This is a genomic window from Telluria sp. ZT3P25 (assembly GCF_059685895.1).
On sequence record NZ_JCASIJ010000001.1, the window covers coordinates 745492 to 766042 of the forward strand.

Genomic DNA, 20551 nt, shown 5'->3' on the forward strand with positions numbered 1-20551 from the left:
AGAGCTGGAAGCATTGCGTTAATCTGTATTCATCGCATCGCCAACCGGCCATGCCACTCACAGGAGATCACCATGAACAAAGACCAAGTCGAAGGCAAACTGAAAGAAGTTGGCGGCAAAATCCAAGAAGGCGCCGGCAAACTGGTGGACAGCAAGGAACAGCAGGCCAAAGGTCTGGCAAACCAGGTTGAAGGCAAGGTTCAGAACGCAGCTGGTGACGTGCGTGAAGCAGCAGAAGACGCAGCTGACAACGCAGCTGACCGCGCAAACCGTCCACGTCCATAATACGGACTCCCTCACCCGCCGCAGATTGCGGCAGGTGAATGGACGAAGAAAAAGCCGCATCGTTTCCGATGCGGCTTTTTTACGTCTGGCGCAGCTGGTTTATTGTGCCGGCTTCTCGGCCAGATGGCGCTTGAAGTACGCTTCGATCAGGCCATACACGTGGCGCTGGCTGGTGCGGCCCGAAATGCCGTGCTTGGCGCCCGGATACGTCATCAGGTCGAACTGCACATTGCGCTTGACCAGTTCGTCGATCAGGAGCGTCGTGTTCGAGAACAGCACATTGTCGTCGGCCATCCCATGCACCAGCAGCAATGGCGACTTCATGCCATCCAGGTGTGCAAACACGCCACTGCGCTTGTAGGCTTCCGGATCGCCCTTTGGCGTCGCGCCGACGAACTGTTCGGTGTAATGGGTGTCATACAGCGACCAGTCGGTCACCGGTGCCACCGACACGCCCATCGCGATTTTGTCCGATGCTGCCGACAGCAAACGCAGGGTCATGAAACCGCCATAACTCCAGCCGAACACGCCGATGCGCTTCGCGTCGACAAAGCTCTGCTTGGCCAGCCAGTCGATGCCGGTCACCTGGTCTTCGACTTCATGCTTGCCCAGATTGTTGTACAGCACGTCGGTGAAGGCGCGCTCGCGGCGGCCCGAGCCACGGTTATCGAGGCGGAACACGACAAAGCCCTGCTGCGCCATGTACTGGTCAAAGTAATTGCCCCAGGCCCGGGTCACGCGCTGCGAGTGCGGGCCGCCGTAGGTGAACAGGAACACCGGATAGCGCTTGGTCGCGTCAAAATTGGCCGGCTTGATGATCGAATAGTGCAGCGTCTGGCCATCGTTGGCCTTCATCGTGCCGTATTCGGTCGCCAGGTGGTCGGCCATATGACGCGTGTACGGGTGGTTGGCATTGAGCTCGTTCTTTTCGATCCACTCGACCATCGCGCCATCGGCGCGGCGGATCGACACTTGCGGTGGCGTGCGCGGATTCGAATAGGTGTCGACGAACAATTTGCCATTGCCGGCAAAAGCCGCGTCGTGCCAGCCGTCGCCCTGGGTGATGCGGGCCGGCTTGTCGGCGCTGCTGCCGTCCAGGGCCAGCGCATAGGTCTGCTTGTCGATCACGGCGTCGCGGTTCGACGACACATACACCTTGCCGGCGCCTTCGTCGACCGCCAGCACATCGTCCACGCCCCACGCGCCGCGCGAGATCGGGTGCAGCAGCTTGCCGTCCAGGTCGTACAGATACAGGTGGTTGTAGCCGCTGCGCTCCGAGGCCCAGATGAAGGCCTTGCGGTTCTTCAAAAAGCGCAGGTCGTTGTGGATGCTGACCCAGGTCTTCGAGTTTTCCGAAAACAGCGGGCGCTGCGCCAGCGAACCGACGTCGACGGCCACCAGGTCCAGGCGCTTCTGGTCGCGCGTCTGGCGCTGGAACACGAGCGTTTTGGCATCGGCGCTGAAATCGGCGCGTACCAGATAGATGTCCTTGTCCGCGCCCAGGTCGATCTTGCGCTGCACGCCCGTGGCCGGGTCGACCAGCATCAGGTCGATCAGCACGTTCGGATCGCCCGCAGCAGGGTAGTGCTGGTCGATCACTTCGGTGCGATCGGCGAAGATCTCGAAGCGACGCACGACCGGCACCGGCGCTTCATCGTAGCGGCGGTAGGCAATGGCCGAATCGTCTGGCGCCCAGTAGTAGCCGGTGGTCTGGCTCATTTCTTCCTGCGCGATGAACTCGGCCGCGCCGTTGTGCACGGTGCCCTTGCCATCCGTGGTCAGCTGGCGCTCGGCGCCGCTTTTCAGGTCGATCACGACCAGGTTCTGGTTGCGCACGAACGAGACATAGCGGCCGCGTGGCGAGATTTTCGGATCGGTCACGCTGCCCGAGGCGACCTTGCGTGCGTTCTCTGGCTTGGCCGCATCGACGAGGTACAGGTCACCACCGACCGGCACCAGCAACTGCTTGCCATCCGGCGACCAGAAATAATTCAGGATGCCCGACAGGCCGGCGGTGCGGGCACGCTCGCGGCGTGCTTTTTCTTCGAGCGACAAGGTCTCGGTCGGCACCAGTTGCTTCGAGTCCACCAGGCGCTGCGTGGCCTTGCTCTTGGTGTTGTATTCCCACAGATCGAGACGGTACTGGTCGTCGGCGCGCGGGCGCAGGAAGGTGACGCGTTCACCGTCCGGCGACACGCGCAGGTTGCGCACGCTGGCGCCGGCCAGTGAGGCATCGCCATAAATACGATCGAGGGTCAGACGTTCAGCCATGGCAGGAACGGCCGTGAGAGCGGCCAGGAGGACAAGGAGAGGGCGCATAGTTTCTCTGGTGGATGTTTAATTGACAGCAACCGCGAGACGATACCAGAGTCAGCCTGCCAGCGCTGTAATGACATGTCATAAAAACTAGGATGCCAACGGTTTCGCCACACCCTCGCGGATGCGCTGGCGCGCGAGCTTCTCGAATTGCCAGGTCAGCAGTACCGCCGCGACCGTCAACGCAAACACGAGGCCGATCCAGAAGCCGGTTGCCTCCATCGGCGCGGCGGGTGTCCACGGGAACCATTGCGGCGCCAGGCCCAGCACGCAACCGAGTGGCAGCGACAAGCCCCAGAACGAGACCAGCTGGATCACCATCGGCGGGCGCGTTACCTGGTAGCCGCGGATGGCCGAGGCGGTGGCCACCTGGGTCGCGTCCGACAACTGGAACAGTGCGGCAAACAGCAACAGGTGCGCCGTCACCTGCTGCACGGCCGGATCGGACGTGTAGGCCGCCGCAATTTCCCAGCGGAAGATGGCGATGAACAGCGCCGCCAGCGCGCCGATGGTCAGCGACATCCCCACCCCGACCCAGCCGACGAAACGGGCGCGCACCGGGTCGCCTTCGCCCATCGCCTGGCCGACGCGGGTGAGCATGCCAATGGCGAAACTGAGCGGCAGCATGAACACAAGCGAGGCAAAATTGAGCGCGATCTGGTGCGCCGAGACTTGCACGACGCCGTAACGCGCCACCAGCAGACTGATCAGGCCGAAGGCGCTGACCTCGGCGAAATAGGTCACGCCGATCGGCAGGCCCAGGCGCAGCATGCTGCCGATGGCCGCGGCGTTTGGGCCTTCGAAACGGTCGAACGGATAGGTCATGCGGTAGGCGGGCGAGCGCCGCACCCACCACAGCATCACGCCCAGCATCAGCCACATGCCGCTGGCCGTGGCAATGGCGCAGCCGACCGCGCCCAGGCGCGGAAAGCCCAGCTCGCCAAAGACGAGCAGCCAGCTCACCAGGGTGTTGTATAGCAGGCCCGCGATCGCGATCCACATGATCGGCTTGGTCTGGTTGATGCTGGTCGTGTACCCATACAGCGCGCGGTAGACGCCAAACGCGGGCAAGCCGACGCTGATCACGTGCACGACGAGCGACGCGCGCGCAGCCACATGCGCATCGAGCCCGACATGGTCGAACAGCAGCGTGCACAGGTTGGCAAACAGCATCGCGATGGTGCCGACCAGCAGGCCTTTCCACATTGCCTGGCGCACCGAGTGAGGCACCTGATCGTGCCGAGCGGCGCCCATTTCGTGCGCGACGACGGTGTTGATCGCCATCATCGTGCCCATCACGGTCACCAGCACGATCGACCACACGGCGGTGCCGAGCGACACCGCTGCCAGCTCTTCGGCGCTGACGTGCCCGGTCATGGCGACATCGACCACGCCCATCCCGACGGTGGCCAGCTGGCCGACCAGCACCGGCCACGACAGGCGCCACAGGGTAAGAATTTCGGTACGGATCGGTGTGGCGGAGGTGGTCATGATGCGGGCTCGGCTTAGGGAACCCGTGATTTTACTGACTTATTGTCAAGACCGGGGAAAGCGACATTGTCCACCACCACGGCCTGTGGTCGATCGGTGCGTGGTTACTGCGCCTGCGCAACGACCCGGCGCGCGATCTGATCGACCGTAGCGTGTCAGCCTGAGGAGACTGCAATGAAAGAACTGCTGCCTTATTACGAGCGCGAGCTGGTGTATCTGAACACGGTCGGGCGCGAGTTCGCTCACCAGTATCCGCGTCTGGCCGCCGAGCTTGGCCTGGGGCCGGAAGGCAGCGAGGATCCGCATATCCGGCGCCTGATCCAGGCATGCGCGCTGCTCAATGCACGCACCGCGAAAAAGCTCGACGACGATTATCCGGAACTGACCGGGGCGCTGCTGGCCAGCCTGTATCCACATTTCGTGCATGGCATCCCGAGCTGCTCGATCGTGCACGTTGCCGACCGCGACCGTGACCGCCAGGCGCACCCGGCCGCGCCCGGTCACGTGCACGTGGTGCCGCGCGGCACCGAAATGACATCGCTGGCCGCAGGCGGCGCGCCATGCCGGTTCCGCACGACGGCCAGCCTGGCGCTGGCGCCCGTGACGGTGGCGCGCGCCTGGTTTTCGCCGGTGGCACATGTGCCGCCACGGATCCGGCTGCCGGCAGGCGCCAGCGCGCGCATCAGCATCACGTTCGACAGCGCGATGCCATGCCGGCTCTTGCCCAGCCTCGGCCTGGGCCGCCTGCGGCTGCACGTCGCCGGCGACGCGCTGTTGACGGCCGCACTGATCGACAGCCTGTGCATGCACACGCTGGAAACGTGGGTCGAGACGGAAGGGCAGGAGCGCTGGCGCCGCCTCGATCGCCCGGCCTTGTCGCTCGGCGGCCTGGAGGCTGACGAAGCCCTGGTGCCGGAGCCGGCGCATGCCCATCCTGCCTACCGGTTGCTGACGGAATACTTTGCCTTCCCCGACAAGTTCCACTTCCTGGATGTCGACCTGGCGGCGCTGGCGCCGATGTTCCCCGCCGGCGCACGTCGTTTCACGCTGCACATGCTGCTGGCCGGCGTCCACGTCGCATCGAGCCCGGCCCGCGTCCTGCGCGCACTGTCGAACGAGCATGTGATTGCAGGCTGCGCGCCGGTCGTGAATCTGTTCCGCCAGGCGGCCGCGCCAGTGCGCATCACGCACCGCTCGGCGATGTACGACGTGGTCCCCAGCCGGCACGAAGACCAGGTCGAGGTTGTCAGCATCGACACGGTGCAACTGCTGACGACGCGCGATGGCAGGACGAGCGCCGCCACCTGTCGGCCCTGCTACGGCCTGCGCCATGGAGAAGCCAGCGACGGCCAGCGCTACTGGTTCGCCCGCAGCGACGACGGCGGCGAGCGCCGGCATCGCATGCAGATCGGCTTCACCGACGATGACCGGGCGCTGGCCGGCCTGGATGCGAGTATTGCCTCGCTCGACCTGACCTGCAGCAATGGCTTGGCGGCCTGCGCCGTGGGCATCGGCGCACCGGGCGGCGACCTGGCCAGCGAAACGGCGACGGGCGGCGTACCCATCCGCCTGTTGCGCAAACCGTCGGCGCCGCTGCAGTTCGGCAACCGCGATGGCACGGGCTGGCGCCTCGTGGCCCAGCTGGCGCTGAATCACCGCTCGCTGGCCCAGCTCGACACCTTCCGCGACACGCTGGCGCTGTACGATCTGGCGCACTCGGCCAGCTCGCAGCGCCAGATCGCCGGCCTGCGTGGGTTGACCACCTTTCCGGCCACGGCCTGGCTGCGCAACCGGCACGGCGCCACGCTCGTGCACGGCACCGAGGTGCGGCTGACGCTGGACGAAGAAGCGTTTGCCGGCAGCAGCCTGTTCGTCTTCGCGCAAGTGGTCAGCCGCTTTCTGGGGCTGTATGTTCACCTGAACAGTTTCACGCGACTCGTGCTGATTTCTAGCCAGAGCAACAAGGAATTGTTGCGCTGTGAACCGCGCAGCGGCAACCTGACGCTGGTGTAGCCGGTGATTGCCGACCTGCTGGCGCAGCCGCAGCGCTACGAATTCTTCCAGGCGGTGCGCCTGCTGCTGCGCTGGCTGGGCCGGCAGGGGATTGGCCCCGAGCAGGCGCTTGGCGACGTGATCCGCTTTCGCAACAGCGTCAGGTTGGGCTTTCCGCCCAGCGAAATCGAAGGCATCGACCCTGTTACTGCAGGCATGCCGGCGATCACTGTCACGCCCGCGATGATGGGCCTGCTCGGCATGATGGGCGCCTTGCCGCTGCACTACACGGAACGGTTCGCTGCCTGGGAACTGACCAACCGCGACACTGGGCCACGCGCTTTTCTCGATCTGTTTTCCAGCCGTCAGGTGGCGCTGTTCTATCGCGCCTGGTGCAAGTACCGCGTGCGGGAACCGCTCGTGGCGGGCAGTGACCGTTTTCAGCCGCTGCTGCTGGCGCTGGCCGGCGTGGCGCCGGGAAACCGGCGTGCGGGTAACGACGATCCCGTTGCGCTGGCCCGGTTTGCCGCGCCCCTGCGCAGCCGGGTGGTCAGTGCCGACCTGATCGCGGGCGTACTCGGGGCCCGCTTCGGTGTCGCAGTGCGTGTCGAGCAATTTACCGGACGTTGGGACATCCTCGAACCGGACCAGCGCACCCGGCTGGCCCAGGGCAATTGCGTGCTGGGTGCGGGCGCTACCGCAGGAGCGCGGCTGCTACGGCCCGAACTGGGCATCCGCATTCGCCTGGGCCCGGTGAACGCCCGGCAGTTCGCGCGCTTTCTGCCGGGCCAGGAGGGCAGCCGCGCGCTGGACGCCTTGCTGGCGCGCTTTGCGATTGACGTGCCGTATCGCGAACTGCAGGTCGTGCTGCAGCGCGAGGCGATTCACGGCGTCCGCCTGGGTGGAACCACCCGGCTGGGGCTGGATGACTTCCTGTGTACGCGCGGCGCTCCGGGTGACCGTGACGATATGTGCTACCTGCTCGGCTGACATATTCGATTCCTGATGGCATACGCGCGCCACACATGTGCCCGGGAGCCTACAATCGATGTCAACGAATCAACACACCATCGACCAGGAGGCACCATGCAACAGCCAGAAAACATGCAGCCGGCAGATCATCTCGAACCAGCTGCAACCCAATCCCTCGACGGCCGCCGTGTCGCCGTCCTGATGACCGACGGCGTCGAGCAAGTCGAATACACCAAGCCGCGCCAGTTCCTCGAAGCGCAGGGCGTGACGGTCGTGCTGGTCTCGCCAAAGAAAGCAGGGGAGCAGATCCAGGGCTTCAATCATCTGGAACCAGGCGACAAGTACGCGGTCGAACTGAATGTGGAAGACGCCAACGCGGATGACTTCGATCTGCTGCTGCTGCCGGGCGGCGTGGCCAATCCCGACAATCTGCGTTCCAGTCCGGAATCGATCGCCTTCATCAAGGCATTTGGCGATGGCGACAAGCCAATTGCCGCGATCTGCCACGGCCCGTGGCCGCTGATCGACGCTGGCATTGCCGAGTCGAAGCACATGACCAGCTGGCCAACGCTGCAGATCGACCTGGTCAATGCCGGCGCCGAATGGACCGATGACGAAGTGGTCGTCGACGGCAAGCTGATCACGAGCCGCAAACCGGATGATATTCCGGCATTCAACGAAGCCATCATGAAGCAATTGATGGTGCTGCAAGAAGCCGGCACCGATCCGGGGCCGACCTCGTAATCAGTCAGTCTTCGCGGCAAGGGCGCGTCACTGCAAGTGTTCCCACAGCGTGACGCAACCGACCGCAATCAATACCAGGCCGCCGAAGATCTCGGCGCGCTTGCCGGCCAGGGCGCCAATACGGCGGCCTACCAGCATTCCCAGCGTCACCATCGTCAGCGTCGCCAGGCCAATGGCCAGTGCCGGCCAGACGATATTTGTGGCCGTGAAGGCCAGGCTGACGCCGACCACCATGGCATCGATGCTGGTGGCGAACCCCGTCAATGCCAGCAGCCAAAGTGGCCGGTTTGAATCTTCCGCATCTTCCGGTGGGGACAAGCCTTCGTGGATCATGCGCACGCCGAGTCCACACAGCAGGACGAAGGCCACCCAGTGATCCCAGCTCTCGACGTAGGAGGCGGCAATGCTGCCCAGCGCCCAGCCGACCAGTGGCGTCACACCCTCGATCACACCGAACAGCAGGCCTACCTTCAATGCATCCTTGAGCCGTACATGATGGCGGCGCGCACCCATGGCGATGGCGACAGCAAAGGCGTCGGTGGACATGGCGAAGGCGAGAATGAGAATGGCGACGAGAGACATGACAGCTTTCCGATCGGGCACGACAAAAGGCATGTCGCGTGGCCCGAACGTCACGCAAACATGCCAATGGTCTTGCCAACCGAAAGGCTTTCGCACCATGACGTTAAGCGTCAAGTATGTTGATGCGAGAACTTCTGAAGCGAAGCAGGCTACTCCCCAAGGGCGGCGCTATGGTAACTCAGCAGTAGCCAATCGGCAAGGCGCGTTATGCGCGCGTGATGCTGGCGTTAAGGAGGCGTTAGGGTCACGTTGCCAGCATCAGGCGGGCACTGCGCTGGGTTTGGGTGCCCACATCAGCGCGCGTCCGATCGGCAATTCGACGCCGTGATGGAACAGGGCGCCGGCAATCAAGCTGGCGATCCAGGCAAGGATGACGCCGGCAGTTTGCACGAGCACATCCTGCGGTGCGAAGCGGGTGAACGCTGCATTGACAACGAGGCACACAGGGAAGTGCACGAGGAACACGGAGAACGAGATGTTTCCGGCGACGCTGACGAGGCGCCATTGCCCGGGTGCGGTCGATGCGGATTGCATGCGGCCGAACGCGACTAGTGCGCACGCGATGAGCAGTGCGAGCGCAATGCGACTGCGGAAATCGACCGTTAGCGCAAGCAGCGCCGGCACCGCCATCAGTAGCAGCAGGACGGCAGTCGAGCGAGGCCGGCGTTTGGGATCGCTTGCCCACCAGGCCAGCGCCCCCAGGCCATAACTGCCGAGAAAGTAGGGCGCCCAGACGTCCCAGTCGGCATCGAGGTTGAAGTACAGCAGCGAAGCGCCGGCGGCGATCGCTGTCAGGGCCGGGATCAGGTACGCCGGCATGGGCTCTACCGATGCGCGGCTGCAGGTCCAGAGCAGGATGCTGAACATCGCATACAGCTGGAGATCGATGGCGACGTACCAGGCACCCGCCGACAGTGCGTCATAGGCGAGTACGTCCTGTAGCAGGAATGCATGTGCGAGCAATTGCCCGCCGCTAGGTGGCGCGGAAATGGCGTCGTGCGTCATCCAGAAGCTTGCCAGCCACGACGCGGCGACGGCGAGCAGGATCGCCACGAAGAACGGCGGCGCCAGCTTGGTGTAGCGGCGCAGGATGGTCGTCCATGGGTTGGATGGGCCGGACAGCGCCTGGGGTGATAACGACTTTGCGGCAAGGAAGCCGCCGATGACGAGGAAGACCTGAACGGCGATGCGGGCGTCCTGGGCGAGCCAGTCGATCAGGTCCGGGAATGCCTGGCGCGTGTGGTCGGCCATGGGGCCGTAGAAGGCCAGGTGGTGCAGGACGATCAGTTGGGCTGAGATGGCTTTGAGCAGGTTGATCGTGGTGTAGTCTGTCGGGCGTCGTGGGGGTGTTGTCAGGGTGGTGTTGGGGGTGGACTTCATGTGTTTTTGGGGATGCTGCTGATGCGCTTGTTGGGGCGCTATCATAGCTGATCTTGCTAGAAAGACATGGGGGGGGGAGGTGTGTGGGGGGGGGCTGGCTTTTATGTCGTTCTCTGATTTAAACCTGTGGCGTTTTAGCAGAGGCGGGAGGGCAAGAAATCGCGGAGCGATTTCCCTTTAGTCAGACGAATCGGAGAGCCTTGCGCTTGCAAGCGCAAGGCGGATTTCCGGCGGGGAGCGGTGCTCCCCGAATTCCCGGAAATCCCCCGCGTCCGCAAGCACTCTACAGACAGTTCTACATACTTAGCACTATCATTTAATTTAGCCCGTACAGCGCGGATGTGCACGCTTTGGACAGGCGAGTTACCTTAAATTTCGGAAACAACCAAGTAACCCGGCTGAGTCCTAGCCTCTGTAAATGACTCTACTAGTCTTGCGACTCACCCCAGAGGCGAGGTGTTGTAGAGCTAGCAGCAATTAAGCTGCTTGTGCGTACGAGTTATCGTTTGCAGTTATTGATTTCTGGATGTATTTACGAGGTAACCAGTCCTCGGTATGCCCTGCGCTGCTTTGCAACCCACGTCGAAACCAGGTCGCCCCCAGTGTCGAGAAGCTTTATTGTACTCCATGAACTGGCGATGTACAGCCGTTTTCACTAACCGTGCTCTAAAGTGGCCGCAAGCTGACGAGCTTGCGGTCAGAGTCTCGTTTAACGGTTGCGGTTGGCGATTTCGTTACCGAGCATGCCGCCGCCGATCACGCCGGCCACGGTGGCCAGTTTCTTGCCATTGCCGCCGCCAATCTGGTTACCGATCAGGCCACCGATGACGGCGCCGGTACCGATGCCAACATAGTTAGGCTGCGCTGGCGCTGGTTCTGCGTAGCGCCGCTGTTCATAGTGCACCTGCTTCGGCGCTGCATGCACCACGCGGGTTTTCTCGACCACGCGCACCACCGGCTTTTCCTTGATGATCACGGTCGGTTGCTGCTGGGCTACTGGCTGTGCATAGGCCAACTGGTTGGCGGGGACCATCGCTGGGACCATGGCAGGGACCAGTTGCTGCTGGTTGGCCGAAACTGGCACCAGCTGGCCGTTCTGGACCATGTAGCCGTTCGGCACTTGCAGGCCAGGCTGCTGCATGCCAGGTTGCTGCAGATTGTATGGCGACGTGGCGGCGAGCGGCATTGGCTCGGGCGCGCTCTTGGACGATGGCAGCAGACCAGTGATCGCTGCGGCACCGGTCAGGCTGACGATGATGACCGACGCTGCTGCGGCTGCCATCATTGGGTGAATGCGGTTGGTGGTGTTTTCCATGATCTGCTCCAGTTAGTTATTGCTTGTTCGTATGGATGTAGATTACTGCCGGGGCCGCTTCCAAGCTAGACGCATCCCTGTATCAATCGTAAAGAGATGTAAGCCCGCATCCGTGGATGGCACAAACAAAAAGGCGCAGTCAGCGTTATCTGTTGATGACCCTGATTGCAATGCGAAGCAAGTGCTCTGGGGAACTAACCCTCCCGCCATCCAGCGCCCATCGCCAGCCCAGGTAGTTAGCCAAATAGCGCGACGCTACGCCACAAAAGCCCAGCAGCCACGCCTTAAAACGCTGGTGATAAGCATTCACGTTCTGCACGTGGATGGCACGATTGCCCAGATGCCTGACACGCATGCCTGCGCGCAGATTGACCGCTGCATGGGCGATGTTGTGCTTACGAGCGAATGCCCGGTAGGCGCGATGGCTGTCGCTCACTAGTAGCGCTCGGGGATCGAGTCTAGGTAGCAAGTCGCGCTCGAGTTGCGCCGCAGTCAGCGCGCCACGACCAGTGACAGCATCGACCGTGCGTCCTTCGCGATCACGTGCGACCAGGATACAGTCCAGTTCGCGGGAAATGCCGCGCCTGGCCGCATTGCCACCATGGCGGCGCGCTGGGCGATCCAGTGTGCGCGAACCTTTTTGCGATTCGAGTAGGAATGTCTCGTCGGCCTCAACGATGCCATTCAGCGCCGCGAGCCGGTCGAGTTTGCTCCAGTGCAGGAAACGGTGGCGCCATCGGAAAGCCGTGTTGCGGTGTACGCCAACGCGATCTGCCGCCTTGCGCACTGGAAGTGAATCCAGCAGAACTTGCGAATACGTGAGCCATTTGGCCTTCAGCCTGAGCCGTGCCAGCGGTGTGCCTGTCAGGTCGTTGAACGTGCGTCCGCAGGCGCAGCATCGGTAGCGCTGCAGGTCATTGGCAAAGCCGTGGCGGTAGCAGCGCGCGTTGCCGCATCGGGGGCAACAGCGCCCTGGCGTCCTGATCTCTGCAATCAGCGCGACCACCTGCTCGAGCCCGGCAAGAGGATGCAGAGAATCGAGCACTTGCTGGCGTTGCGGCTGATTCAGCAACGGCAGTTTTGCGAACCAGTTTTTGAAACGCGGCGCTTTCATGATCGACTCCTGACGCTAGGGACAGGGGTTCGACCGCCGTACTGCTCATCAGTTCAAAGCTCGTCTCTATTTAACGTTGACTGCGCCAACAAAAATGGCGCCCGGAAGAGGGCGCCATCGTGGAAGGAGGTCAGTACGAGACCGGTCGCTCCCCGCGATCAGGCCGCCCGCTCCGCGCGCGACGTGCGGTCGGCAGCATCGCGCAATGCAGCCAGCAATTGCTCCGGTGTGTCGAACAGGTAATCGGCGCCCCAGGTCGACGGCGCAATCGCACCGCAATAACCCCATGCGCAGGCCACCGTGATCATGCCTGCGGCCTTGCCCGCCTCGATATCGCGCAGGTCGTCACCGACATACCAGCACTGTTCTGGTGCAACGCCGAGCCGGCGCGCGCCTTCGAGCACGGGCGCCGGGTGTGGCTTGGCAAACGCCGTCGTGTCACCGGAGACGATGCAGCCGGCGTGGGCCAATGCGATTTGCGGGACCAGCGGGTCGGTAAAGCGTGACGGTTTGTTGGTGACGATGCCCCACGCCATGCCGGCTTGTTCGATGCCGGTCAGCAGTTCATTGATGCCGTCGAACAGCGTCGTATGGGTCGACATTGCCGTCTGGTAGCGGTCGAACCAGGCCAGGCGCAGTTCTTCGTAGCCATCGTCGCCGGGCGCGAGGCCAAAGGCGGCGCCGATCATGCCGCGCGCGCCGGCCGAGGCCGTGGGGCGCAGCACCTCGTAGGGCGTTTCGGCCAGGCCGCGCTCGGTGCGCAGCCAGTTGACGGCCGCAGCCAGGTCGGGCGCGGTGTCAGCCAGCGTGCCATCGAGGTCGAACAGGACGGCGCGCGGCGCCGGAATCGAAGCAGGGAAGGTCATCGGATCAAAGGGGTTTGGTGCACGCCACCATGTAGTTCACACTGGTGTCGCTATTGAGCGAATAGATCTTGGTCAGCGGGTTGTAGGTCAAACCCTTGAGGCCATCGACTTGCAGGCCGGCCTGACGCACGAACTGCGACAGCTCGGCTGGCGTGATGAACTTGCCGTAGTCGTGCGTGCCGCGCGGCAGCATGCGCAGGATGTACTCGGCGCCGATCACGGCGAACAGGTACGACTTCGGATTGCGGTTGAGCGTCGAGAAGAACAGGTGGCCGCCCCGTTTTACCAGGGCCGCTGCGGCGCGCACGATCGACGCCGGGTCGGGCACGTGTTCCAGCATTTCCATGCAGGTGACCACGTCGAACTGACCAGGCTCTTCTTGCGCCATGTCTTCCGCAGCGATGTGCTTGTAACGCACCTCGACGCCCGATTCAAGGCTGTGCAGGTCAGCGACCTTCAGCGCTTTTTCGGACAGGTCGATGCCGGTGACCTTGGCGCCTTTTTTCGCCATCGCCTCGGACAGTACGCCGCCGCCGCAACCGATGTCGATCACGTTCTTGCCGGCCAGCGGCACGCGCGCGTTGATCCACTCGAGGCGCAGGGGATTGATTTCGTGCAGCGGCCGGAATTCCGAGGTTGGATCCCACCAGCGGTGGGCCAGTTCGCTGAACTTCTGAATTTCTGATGGGTCTGAATTTGTCGTCGTCATAGCTTGGAATAATAACGGAAATGGTGCAACAGAATAGCGCGCATGAAAAAACCCCGCCGTGGCGGGGTTTTTGAGGTACCGCCAAGGCCCCGAGGGGCCTGCGGAGCCTGATTACTTGGCGGCGCCGCGGGTGCCGACCACTTCGATTTCCACGCGACGGTTCTGTGCGCGGCCTTCGGCAGTGGCGTTGTCCGCTTTAGGCTGGCTCTCGCCCTTGCCTTCGGTGTAGATGCGGGTTTCTTCGATGCCCTTGCCCTTCAGGTAAGCCTTGACGGCTTCTGCGCGGCGGATCGACAGTTTCTGGTTGTACGCATCGGTACCGACCGAGTCAGTGTGACCGACGGCGATGATGACTTCCAGATTCATGTCGCCCAGCTTGCCGCTCAGCTCGTCCAGCGATGCTTTGCCGGCTGGCTTCAGGATCGCCTTGTCGAAATCGAAGAAGGCGTCGGCCGAGTAGCTGACTTTTTCCGAGGTTGGCACTGGTGCGGCAACAGGTGCCGGTGCTGGTGCTGGTGCAGGAGCGACGGGCGCTGGTGGCGCGACGCACTTGCCGTTTTCAAGCTTTTCTGGCTCGACGCACAGTGGCGCGTCGCAACCCGGCACTGCATCGGCCGGGGTCCAGTAGCCGGTACGCCAGCACAGACCGAAAGGATTGCGTGCGATCACGCCGCGGCTGTCCTGCACATAAGCGCTGTATGGGGTGCGCGCTTGCAGGTCAGTGGTCAGCGGCGCATAAGGTGGGGCGCTTTGGGCAGAAGCGACGCCCGCGATGGCGGCCGTTGCTGCGAACAGAACAGTGATCATTTTTTTCATATTCTTTTCCTTTCGGTAAATTCCGTGTCGATTCAGACAGTCTCCATGTGGTCATAACAATAACATGGTGGCTGCTCTGTCCGTTTCGTATTGTGAAACAAGCAATTGACTTCCTGGCCATTCTGCCACACGCACCAAAATCGTACGACTGCACCCAAATCAAACACCGAGCATTTGTTGCTTGACGTTGTTTAAGCGCAACATTTATGCAAGCAGGCGTCCCTGGTGACGACAATACTGGAACTTTTAGTGCATCCCGTCCGGATTTCCCGTGCCAAAAAGGCATCGTCCGGAATTGAGCAACTACTATGTCACGCGTGGTAGAATCGCCCGCTGTAACTTATAACTTTCGCCTGAAAGCAGTCGACCCGCCAATGGATCAATTCGCAAAAGAAACAGTCCCGATTTCCCTCGAAGAAGAGATGCGCAAGAGCTATCTCGATTACGCGATGAGCGTGATCGTGGGCCGCGCACTGCCGGATGTCCGCGATGGCTTAAAGCCGGTGCACCGCCGCGTCCTGTACGCGATGCACGAAATGAACAACGTGTGGAACCGGCCTTACCTGAAGTGCGCGCGCGTCGTCGGCGACACGATGGGCAAGTTCCACCCGCACGGCGACTCGTCGATCTACGACACGCTCGTGCGCATGGCGCAAGACTTCTCGCTGCGCTACACGCTGGTCGATGGCCAGGGCAACTTCGGTTCCATCGACGGCGACAGCGCCGCAGCGATGCGTTACACCGAGTGCCGCCTGGACAAGATTGCCGGCGAAATTCTGGCCGACATCGACAAGGACACCGTCGACTTCCAGCCGAACTACGACGGCAAAGAGAAAGAGCCGACTGTCCTGCCAACCCGCATCCCGAACCTGTTGATCAACGGTTCGTCAGGCATCGCGGTCGGCATGGCCACCAATATTCCGCCGCACAACCTGTCCGAAGTGATTGCCGGCGCGATGCACGTGCTGCACAACCCGGACTGCACCATTGACGAGCTGATCGAGCTGATTCCGGCGCCGGACTTCCCGACCGCCGGCATCATCTATGGCGTCTCGGGCGTGCGCGACGGTTACCGCACCGGTCGTGGCCGCGTCGTGATGCGGGCCAAGACCCACTTCGAAGAAATTGGCCGCGACGGCGCCCGTACGGCGATCATCATCGATGAGCTGCCGTACCAGGTGAACAAGAAGTCGCTGCTCGAGCGCATCGCCGAGAACGTGCGCGACAAGAAGCTCGAAGGCATTTCCGACATCCGCGACGAGTCCGACAAGTCGGGCATGCGCGTCGTGATCGAGCTCAAGCGCGGCGAAGTCCCTGAAGTCGTGCTGAACAACCTGTACAAGCAAACGCAGCTGCAAGACACGTTCGGCATGAACATGGTGGCGCTGGTCAATGGCCAGCCGAAGCTGCTGAACCTCAAGCAGATGCTCGAGTGCTTCCTGTCGCACCGCCGCGAAGTCGTCACGCGCCGTACCGTGTTCGAACTGCGCAAGGCGCGCGACCGCGGTCACATGCTCGAAGGCCTGGCCGTCGCGTTGGCCAATATCGACGATTTCATCGCGATCATCAAGGCGGCGCCTTCGCCACCGGTCGCCAAGGTCGAGCTGATGCAGCAAGCCTGGGATTCGTCCCTGGTGCGCGAAATGCTCAACCGTACCGAAACCGGCGCGGCCGGCGGCATCGAAGCCTTCCGTCCCGAGCACCTGCCGAAGCACTACGGCATGCAGCCTGACGGCCTGTACAAGCTGTCGGACGAACAGGCGCAAGAGATTCTGCAGATGCGTCTGCAGCGCCTGACGGGCCTGGAGCAGGACAAGATCGTCAACGAGTACAAGGAAGTGATGACCCACATCGCCGACCTGCTCGACATCCTGTCCAAGCCCGAGCGCGTCACCACGATCATCGTCGACGAAATGACGGCGATCAAATCCGAGTACGCCGACAATGGCAAGGATACGCGCCGTTCGGCCATCGAGCACAATGCCAGCGACCTCGAAACCGAAGACCTGATCACGCCGCAGGACATGGTCGTGACGCTGTCGCACTCGGGCTACATGAAGTCGCAGCCGGTGTCCGAATACCGCGCGCAAAAGCGCGGCGGTCGTGGCAAGCAGGCGATGGCAACGAAAGAAGACGACTGGATCGACCAGCTCTTCATCGCCAACACGCACGATTACATCCTGTGCTTCAGCAACCGTGGCCGCATGTACTGGCTCAAGGTCTGGGAAGTGCCGCAAGGCTCGCGCAACTCGCGCGGCAAACCAATCGTCAACATGTTCCCGCTGCAGGACAACGAAAAAATCACCGTCGTACTGCCGCTGCAGGGCGAGAACCGCACCTTCCCTGAAGACCATTACGTCTTCATGTCCACTTCGCTGGGCACCGTCAAGAAGACGCCACTGCGCGACTTCTCCAATCCACGCAAGGCCGGCATCATCGCGGTCGACCTGGATGAAGGCGACGTGCTCGTTGGCGCGGCGCTCACCGATGGCAAGCACGACGTGATGCTGTTCTCCGACGCCGGCAAGGCCGTGCGCTTCGACGAGAACGACGTGCGCCCGATGGGCCGTACGGCGCGCGGTGTGCGCGGCATGAACCTCGAAGAAGGCCAGGAAGTCATCGCGCTGCTGGTGGCCGAGAACGAGCAGCAAACCGTGCTGACCGCGACCGAGAACGGCTTTGGCAAGCGTACCCCGATCACGGAGTACACCCGCCATGGCCGCGGTACGAAGGGCATGATAGCCATCCAGACCTCCGAGCGTAACGGCAAGGTGGTGGCAGCGACCCTGGTCGAGCCAAGCGACGAGATCATGCTGATCACAACCGGCGGCGTGCTGATTCGCACCCGCGTGGCCGAGATCCGCGAGATGGGCCGCGCCACGCAGGGCGTGACCCTGATCGCCGTGGAAGACGGCACCAAGCTGTCCGGCCTGCAGCGCATCGTCGAAACCGATCTCGAAGAAGTCGAGTTCGAGCCGGCGCCCGAGTAATATCGTACTGAGCAGGGGCGTGCTGTCGTCCCTGTTGCTGCTACTTCGAATGGCCGGCCCGGCAGGCCGGCCATTGTCCCAAGTCGCCGGGCTCTGCCACCCGCATGGACTCCTGATGAAACACTTTCTTCGTTCCCTGACCATCGTTGCCGCCGCCGTCGCTGCTGCGCCGTCGTTTGCCGTAGCGCAGACCGCGCCGGCCCCGGTGGCCACGGCCGCTGCCGTCAGCCCGCAAGCCAACGCCGCCGTCAAGGAACTGCTCGACGCAATGGACGTGCGCAAGATGATGGCCGCGTCGTTCGCCGAGATGGAAAAGGCGCTGCCGCAGATGATGCGCGCGCAGATGACGGCCGTGATCAACGCCGATCCGGGCGCCGATGCCGAGAAAAAGAAGGCCGCACTAGCCAAGGTCGAGCAGGTCTTGCCCGTGGCGTCGCAAGCCATCAACCGCATGTTCAAGGATCCGGCGCTGATCGATGAAATGATGGTCGAAATCGCGCCGCTGTACGCCAGGAACTACACGGTCGCCGAACTGAAGGAACTGACCGCGTTCTACCGCACGCCGCTGGGCCGCAAGATGATGGCCCTGAGCCCGCGCCTGTCCGCCGAAAGCATGGCGATCGGCCAGCGCATCGTCGCGCCGCGCCTGAATGGCATGATGCAGGAAGTCATGCAGAGCGCGCAAGGCAAATAACCCTCCACGAAAGGACCGCATGACCCAGATCTTCAATTTCTCGGCCGGCCCCGCCGTACTGCCGAAAGAGGTGCTCCAACAGGCCGCGCACGACATGCTCGACTGGCATGGCAGCGGCATGTCGGTGATGGAGATGAGCCACCGTGGTCCCGAATTTTCCAGCATCCACCGCCAGGCGATGATTGATCTGCGCGAGCTGCTGAACGTGCCGGCCAATTACAAGATCCTGTTCCAGCAGGGCGGGGGGCTTGGGCAGAACGCCATCGTGCCCCTGAATCTGGCCGGGCGCCGGCCAGATCCGGTGATCGACTTCGTCCACACCGGCACCTGGTCGGGCAAGTCGGCCAAGGAAGCAGCGCGCTTTGCGCGCGTGAACATCGCGGCGTCGAGCGAGCCTGACCACTTTACGCGCGTGCCGGCGCGCGACACCTGGCGCCTGAGCGACGACGCATCGTATCTGCACATCTGCACCAACGAAACCATCGACGGCGTCGAATACCCTGACGCGCCCGACGTGCCGGCCGATCTGCCGATCGTGGCCGACATGTCGTCGCACATCCTGTCGCGCCAGATCGACATCTCGAAGTACGGCGTGATCTTCGCCGGCGCGCAAAAGAACATCGGCCCGGCGGGCCTGACGCTCGTGATCGTGCGCGATGACCTGCTCGACTTTGCCTCGCCCCGATGCCCGTCGGCCTTCCACTGGAAGACCTGCGCCGAGCACGATTCGCTGTACAACACGCCGCCCACCTATGCGATCTATATCGCGGGCCTCGTGTTCGCGTGGCTCAAGCAGCGCGGCGGCGTGGCGGCGATGGAAGCCATCAATATCGAAAAAGCGCGCCTGCTGTATGCCGCGCTCGACGCCGATGATTTCTACGCCAACCGCGTGGATCCGGCTTATCGTTCGCGCATGAACATCCCGTTCTACCTGCGTGACGAATCACTGAACGAGCAATTCCTGGCCGGCGCGAAAGAGCGCGGGCTGTTGCAACTGAAGGGCCACAAGTCCGTCGGCGGCATGCGGGCATCCATCTACAACGCGATGCCAATCGAGGGCCTACAAGCCCTCGTCGATTATTTGAACACGTTTGCAGGACGGTAAGCCGTCGCGGTTGAGCACGACGTAGGGTGGACGGGTATCCCGTCCACGCGTCCAATGCGCCGCTGATGCGCCCGAACGCAAACAACATCGACCAACCAGCATAACGATGACAGACAAACTCACTCCCTTGCGCGAACGCATCGATGCGATCGACGCACAAATTCTCCAGCTGTTGAGCGAGCGCGGCCAGGTCGCGCAGGCCGTCGGCCACGTGAAGGCCGAAACCAACGCGCCCGTGTTTCGCCCGGAACGCGAAGCCCAGGTGCTGCGCGGCGTGGCCGAGCGTAATCCCGGTCCGCTCAAGAACAGCGACGTCCAGACCATCTTCCGCGAAATCATGTCGTCCTGCCGCGCCCTCGAAAAGCGCGTGACGGTCGCGTTTCTCGGCCCCACGGGCACCTTCAGCGAGCAGGCCGTGTTCCAGCAGTTCGGCACGGCCATCGACGCGCTGCCGTGCGTGTCGATCGATGAAGTGTTTCGCGCCACCGAAGCCGGCACCGCCGACTTTGGCGTGGTCCCGGTCGAGAATTCGTCCGAGGGTGCCATCAACCGCACCCTGGACCTGCTGCTGGCAACGACCACCATCATCAGCGGCGAAGTCTCGATCGCGGTCCACCACAGCCTGATGACCAAGACGGGCACGATGGACGGCGTGACCGTCGTCTGCGCCCATTCGCAGGCGCTGGCACAATGCCAGGTGTGGCTCAACCAGCATTACCCGAACATCGAGCGCCGCGCGGTGGCGTCGAACGCCGAGGCGGCCGTGCTGGCCAGCCAGGATCCGACGGTCGCCGCGATCGCCAGCGAGATGGCGGGCGAGCAGTATCGACTGGGCGTCGTGCAGGCCCACATCCAGGACGATCCGCACAACCGCACGCGCTTTGTCGTGATCGGCCAGGTGCAGACCGGCCGCTCGGGCAAGGACCGCACCGGCATCGTGCTGGCCGTGCCCAACAAGGCCGGCGCCGTCTACAACCTGCTCGCGCCTCTTGAAAAACACGGCGTGTCGATGACGCGTTTTGAATCGCGCCCGGCCCGCATCGGCACCTGGGAGTACTACTTCTATGTCGACATCGAGGGCCACGTGCACGACGCCGCCGTTGCGCGCGCGCTCGAGGAACTCAAGGACAACGCCGCCTTCTTCAAGGTGCTGGGGTCTTACCCGCAAAGCCTTTAAACG

Annotated in this window: 17 protein-coding genes, 1 other RNA gene and 1 riboswitch; of the genes, 8 read left to right on the forward strand and 10 right to left on the reverse strand. The window is 62.8% G+C overall.

From position 1 onward, the window contains the following. The first annotated feature begins 72 nt into the window (after positions 1-72). Entirely contained in the window at positions 73-285 is a 213-nt protein-coding gene (locus tag AC56LY_RS03305) for a CsbD family protein (RefSeq protein ID WP_499576601.1), read from the forward strand. A gap of 99 nt (positions 286-384) precedes the next feature. Here AC56LY_RS03305 and AC56LY_RS03310 read toward each other — a convergent pair whose 3' ends face one another. Both AC56LY_RS03310 and AC56LY_RS03315 read right to left on the reverse strand, forming a co-directional pair. After that, positions 385-2604 carry a S9 family peptidase gene (locus AC56LY_RS03310; protein ID WP_499576604.1) on the reverse strand — a complete coding sequence of 740 codons (2220 nt, stop codon included), beginning with the start codon at positions 2602-2604 and terminating at the stop codon, positions 385-387. A gap of 87 nt (positions 2605-2691) precedes the next feature. Beyond that, complete coding sequence (locus AC56LY_RS03315) at positions 2692-4092, reverse strand: MATE family efflux transporter (protein WP_499576605.1); 1401 nt, start codon at positions 4090-4092, stop codon at positions 2692-2694. A 174-nt stretch (positions 4093-4266) separates the two neighbouring features. On the opposite strand from AC56LY_RS03315, the gene tssF reads away from it, so the two are divergent. The 3 genes from tssF to AC56LY_RS03330 all read left to right on the forward strand — a co-directional run bounded on the left by tssF (position 4267) and on the right by AC56LY_RS03330 (position 7800). Beyond that, the gene (gene tssF / locus AC56LY_RS03320) at positions 4267-6105 is read left to right on the forward strand and encodes a type VI secretion system baseplate subunit TssF (RefSeq protein WP_499576606.1); all 1839 of its coding nucleotides are present in this window, start codon (positions 4267-4269) and stop codon (positions 6103-6105) included. Between the two features lie 3 nt (positions 6106-6108). Next, positions 6109-7074, forward strand: a complete 966-nt coding sequence (tssG, locus tag AC56LY_RS03325) for a type VI secretion system baseplate subunit TssG (RefSeq protein WP_499576608.1) — start codon at positions 6109-6111, stop codon at positions 7072-7074. A gap of 96 nt (positions 7075-7170) precedes the next feature. Next, on the forward strand, positions 7171-7800 hold the full coding sequence (locus AC56LY_RS03330; protein ID WP_499576609.1) for a type 1 glutamine amidotransferase domain-containing protein: 630 nt from the start codon (positions 7171-7173) through the stop codon (positions 7798-7800). Between the two features lie 27 nt (positions 7801-7827). Here AC56LY_RS03330 and AC56LY_RS03335 read toward each other — a convergent pair whose 3' ends face one another. From AC56LY_RS03335 to ompA, 8 genes are all read right to left on the reverse strand, one after another. After that, positions 7828-8382, reverse strand: coding sequence for a manganese efflux pump MntP (locus tag AC56LY_RS03335; protein WP_499576610.1), 555 nt, complete (start codon positions 8380-8382; stop codon positions 7828-7830). Continuing rightward, a riboswitch (yybP-ykoY riboswitch) is annotated at positions 8383-8556 on the reverse strand. Between the two features lie 84 nt (positions 8557-8640). Then, positions 8641-9762, reverse strand: a complete 1122-nt coding sequence (locus AC56LY_RS03340; RefSeq protein ID WP_499576612.1) for an acyltransferase family protein — start codon at positions 9760-9762, stop codon at positions 8641-8643. A 267-nt stretch (positions 9763-10029) separates the two neighbouring features. Further along, positions 10030-10363: a transfer-messenger RNA gene (ssrA, locus tag AC56LY_RS03345) on the reverse strand. Between the two features lie 108 nt (positions 10364-10471). Next, complete coding sequence (locus AC56LY_RS03350) at positions 10472-11077, reverse strand: glycine zipper 2TM domain-containing protein (RefSeq protein WP_499576613.1); 606 nt, start codon at positions 11075-11077, stop codon at positions 10472-10474. Positions 11078-11222: 145 nt separating this feature from the next. Continuing rightward, positions 11223-12191 carry an IS1595 family transposase gene (locus tag AC56LY_RS03355; RefSeq protein ID WP_499576614.1) on the reverse strand — a complete coding sequence of 323 codons (969 nt, stop codon included), beginning with the start codon at positions 12189-12191 and terminating at the stop codon, positions 11223-11225. A gap of 158 nt (positions 12192-12349) precedes the next feature. Beyond that, positions 12350-13057, reverse strand: coding sequence for an HAD family hydrolase (locus tag AC56LY_RS03360; protein WP_499576616.1), 708 nt, complete (start codon positions 13055-13057; stop codon positions 12350-12352). 4 nt (positions 13058-13061) lie between these two features. Beyond that, positions 13062-13766 (reverse strand): bifunctional 2-polyprenyl-6-hydroxyphenol methylase/3-demethylubiquinol 3-O-methyltransferase UbiG, encoded by a 705-nt coding sequence (gene ubiG, locus AC56LY_RS03365; RefSeq protein WP_499576618.1) that lies wholly within the window; start codon positions 13764-13766, stop codon positions 13062-13064. A gap of 111 nt (positions 13767-13877) precedes the next feature. Continuing rightward, positions 13878-14582 (reverse strand): outer membrane protein OmpA, encoded by a 705-nt coding sequence (gene ompA / locus AC56LY_RS03370; protein ID WP_499576619.1) that lies wholly within the window; start codon positions 14580-14582, stop codon positions 13878-13880. A 374-nt stretch (positions 14583-14956) separates the two neighbouring features. Here ompA and gyrA point away from each other — a divergent pair, with 374 nt between their 5' ends. The 4 genes from gyrA to pheA all read left to right on the forward strand — a co-directional run bounded on the left by gyrA (position 14957) and on the right by pheA (position 20548). Next, positions 14957-17572 carry a DNA gyrase subunit A gene (gyrA, locus tag AC56LY_RS03375; protein WP_499576620.1) on the forward strand — a complete coding sequence of 872 codons (2616 nt, stop codon included), beginning with the start codon at positions 14957-14959 and terminating at the stop codon, positions 17570-17572. Positions 17573-17687: 115 nt separating this feature from the next. After that, positions 17688-18266 carry a DUF2059 domain-containing protein gene (locus AC56LY_RS03380; protein ID WP_499576622.1) on the forward strand — a complete coding sequence of 193 codons (579 nt, stop codon included), beginning with the start codon at positions 17688-17690 and terminating at the stop codon, positions 18264-18266. Positions 18267-18285: 19 nt separating this feature from the next. Then, entirely contained in the window at positions 18286-19371 is a 1086-nt protein-coding gene (gene serC, locus AC56LY_RS03385; RefSeq protein ID WP_499576623.1) for a 3-phosphoserine/phosphohydroxythreonine transaminase, read from the forward strand. A 106-nt stretch (positions 19372-19477) separates the two neighbouring features. After that, positions 19478-20548 (forward strand): prephenate dehydratase, encoded by a 1071-nt coding sequence (gene pheA, locus AC56LY_RS03390; RefSeq protein WP_499576624.1) that lies wholly within the window; start codon positions 19478-19480, stop codon positions 20546-20548. Positions 20549-20551 lie beyond the last annotated feature (3 nt).

What these genes read in the sequence shown, in the direction of transcription:
- AC56LY_RS03310 (WP_499576604.1), bottom strand. Translation starts at nt 2,604, where the DNA reads ATGCGCCCTCTCCTTGTCCTCCTGGCCGCTCTCACGGCCGTTCCTGCC.
- tssF (WP_499576606.1), top strand. Translation starts at nt 4,267, where the DNA reads ATGAAAGAACTGCTGCCTTATTACGAGCGCGAGCTGGTGTATCTGAAC.
- AC56LY_RS03380 (WP_499576622.1), top strand. Translation starts at nt 17,688, where the DNA reads ATGAAACACTTTCTTCGTTCCCTGACCATCGTTGCCGCCGCCGTCGCT.
- pheA (WP_499576624.1), top strand. Translation starts at nt 19,478, where the DNA reads ATGACAGACAAACTCACTCCCTTGCGCGAACGCATCGATGCGATCGAC.
- ompA (WP_499576619.1), bottom strand. Translation starts at nt 14,582, where the DNA reads ATGAAAAAAATGATCACTGTTCTGTTCGCAGCAACGGCCGCCATCGCG.
- AC56LY_RS03350 (WP_499576613.1), bottom strand. Translation starts at nt 11,077, where the DNA reads ATGGAAAACACCACCAACCGCATTCACCCAATGATGGCAGCCGCAGCA.
- serC (WP_499576623.1), top strand. Translation starts at nt 18,286, where the DNA reads ATGACCCAGATCTTCAATTTCTCGGCCGGCCCCGCCGTACTGCCGAAA.
- ubiG (WP_499576618.1), bottom strand. Translation starts at nt 13,766, where the DNA reads ATGACGACGACAAATTCAGACCCATCAGAAATTCAGAAGTTCAGCGAA.
- gyrA (WP_499576620.1), top strand. Translation starts at nt 14,957, where the DNA reads ATGGATCAATTCGCAAAAGAAACAGTCCCGATTTCCCTCGAAGAAGAG.
- AC56LY_RS03335 (WP_499576610.1), bottom strand. Translation starts at nt 8,382, where the DNA reads ATGTCTCTCGTCGCCATTCTCATTCTCGCCTTCGCCATGTCCACCGAC.
- AC56LY_RS03360 (WP_499576616.1), bottom strand. Translation starts at nt 13,057, where the DNA reads ATGACCTTCCCTGCTTCGATTCCGGCGCCGCGCGCCGTCCTGTTCGAC.
- AC56LY_RS03355 (WP_499576614.1), bottom strand. Translation starts at nt 12,191, where the DNA reads ATGAAAGCGCCGCGTTTCAAAAACTGGTTCGCAAAACTGCCGTTGCTG.
- AC56LY_RS03315 (WP_499576605.1), bottom strand. Translation starts at nt 4,092, where the DNA reads ATGACCACCTCCGCCACACCGATCCGTACCGAAATTCTTACCCTGTGG.
- AC56LY_RS03340 (WP_499576612.1), bottom strand. Translation starts at nt 9,762, where the DNA reads ATGAAGTCCACCCCCAACACCACCCTGACAACACCCCCACGACGCCCG.
- AC56LY_RS03305 (WP_499576601.1), top strand. Translation starts at nt 73, where the DNA reads ATGAACAAAGACCAAGTCGAAGGCAAACTGAAAGAAGTTGGCGGCAAA.
- AC56LY_RS03330 (WP_499576609.1), top strand. Translation starts at nt 7,171, where the DNA reads ATGCAACAGCCAGAAAACATGCAGCCGGCAGATCATCTCGAACCAGCT.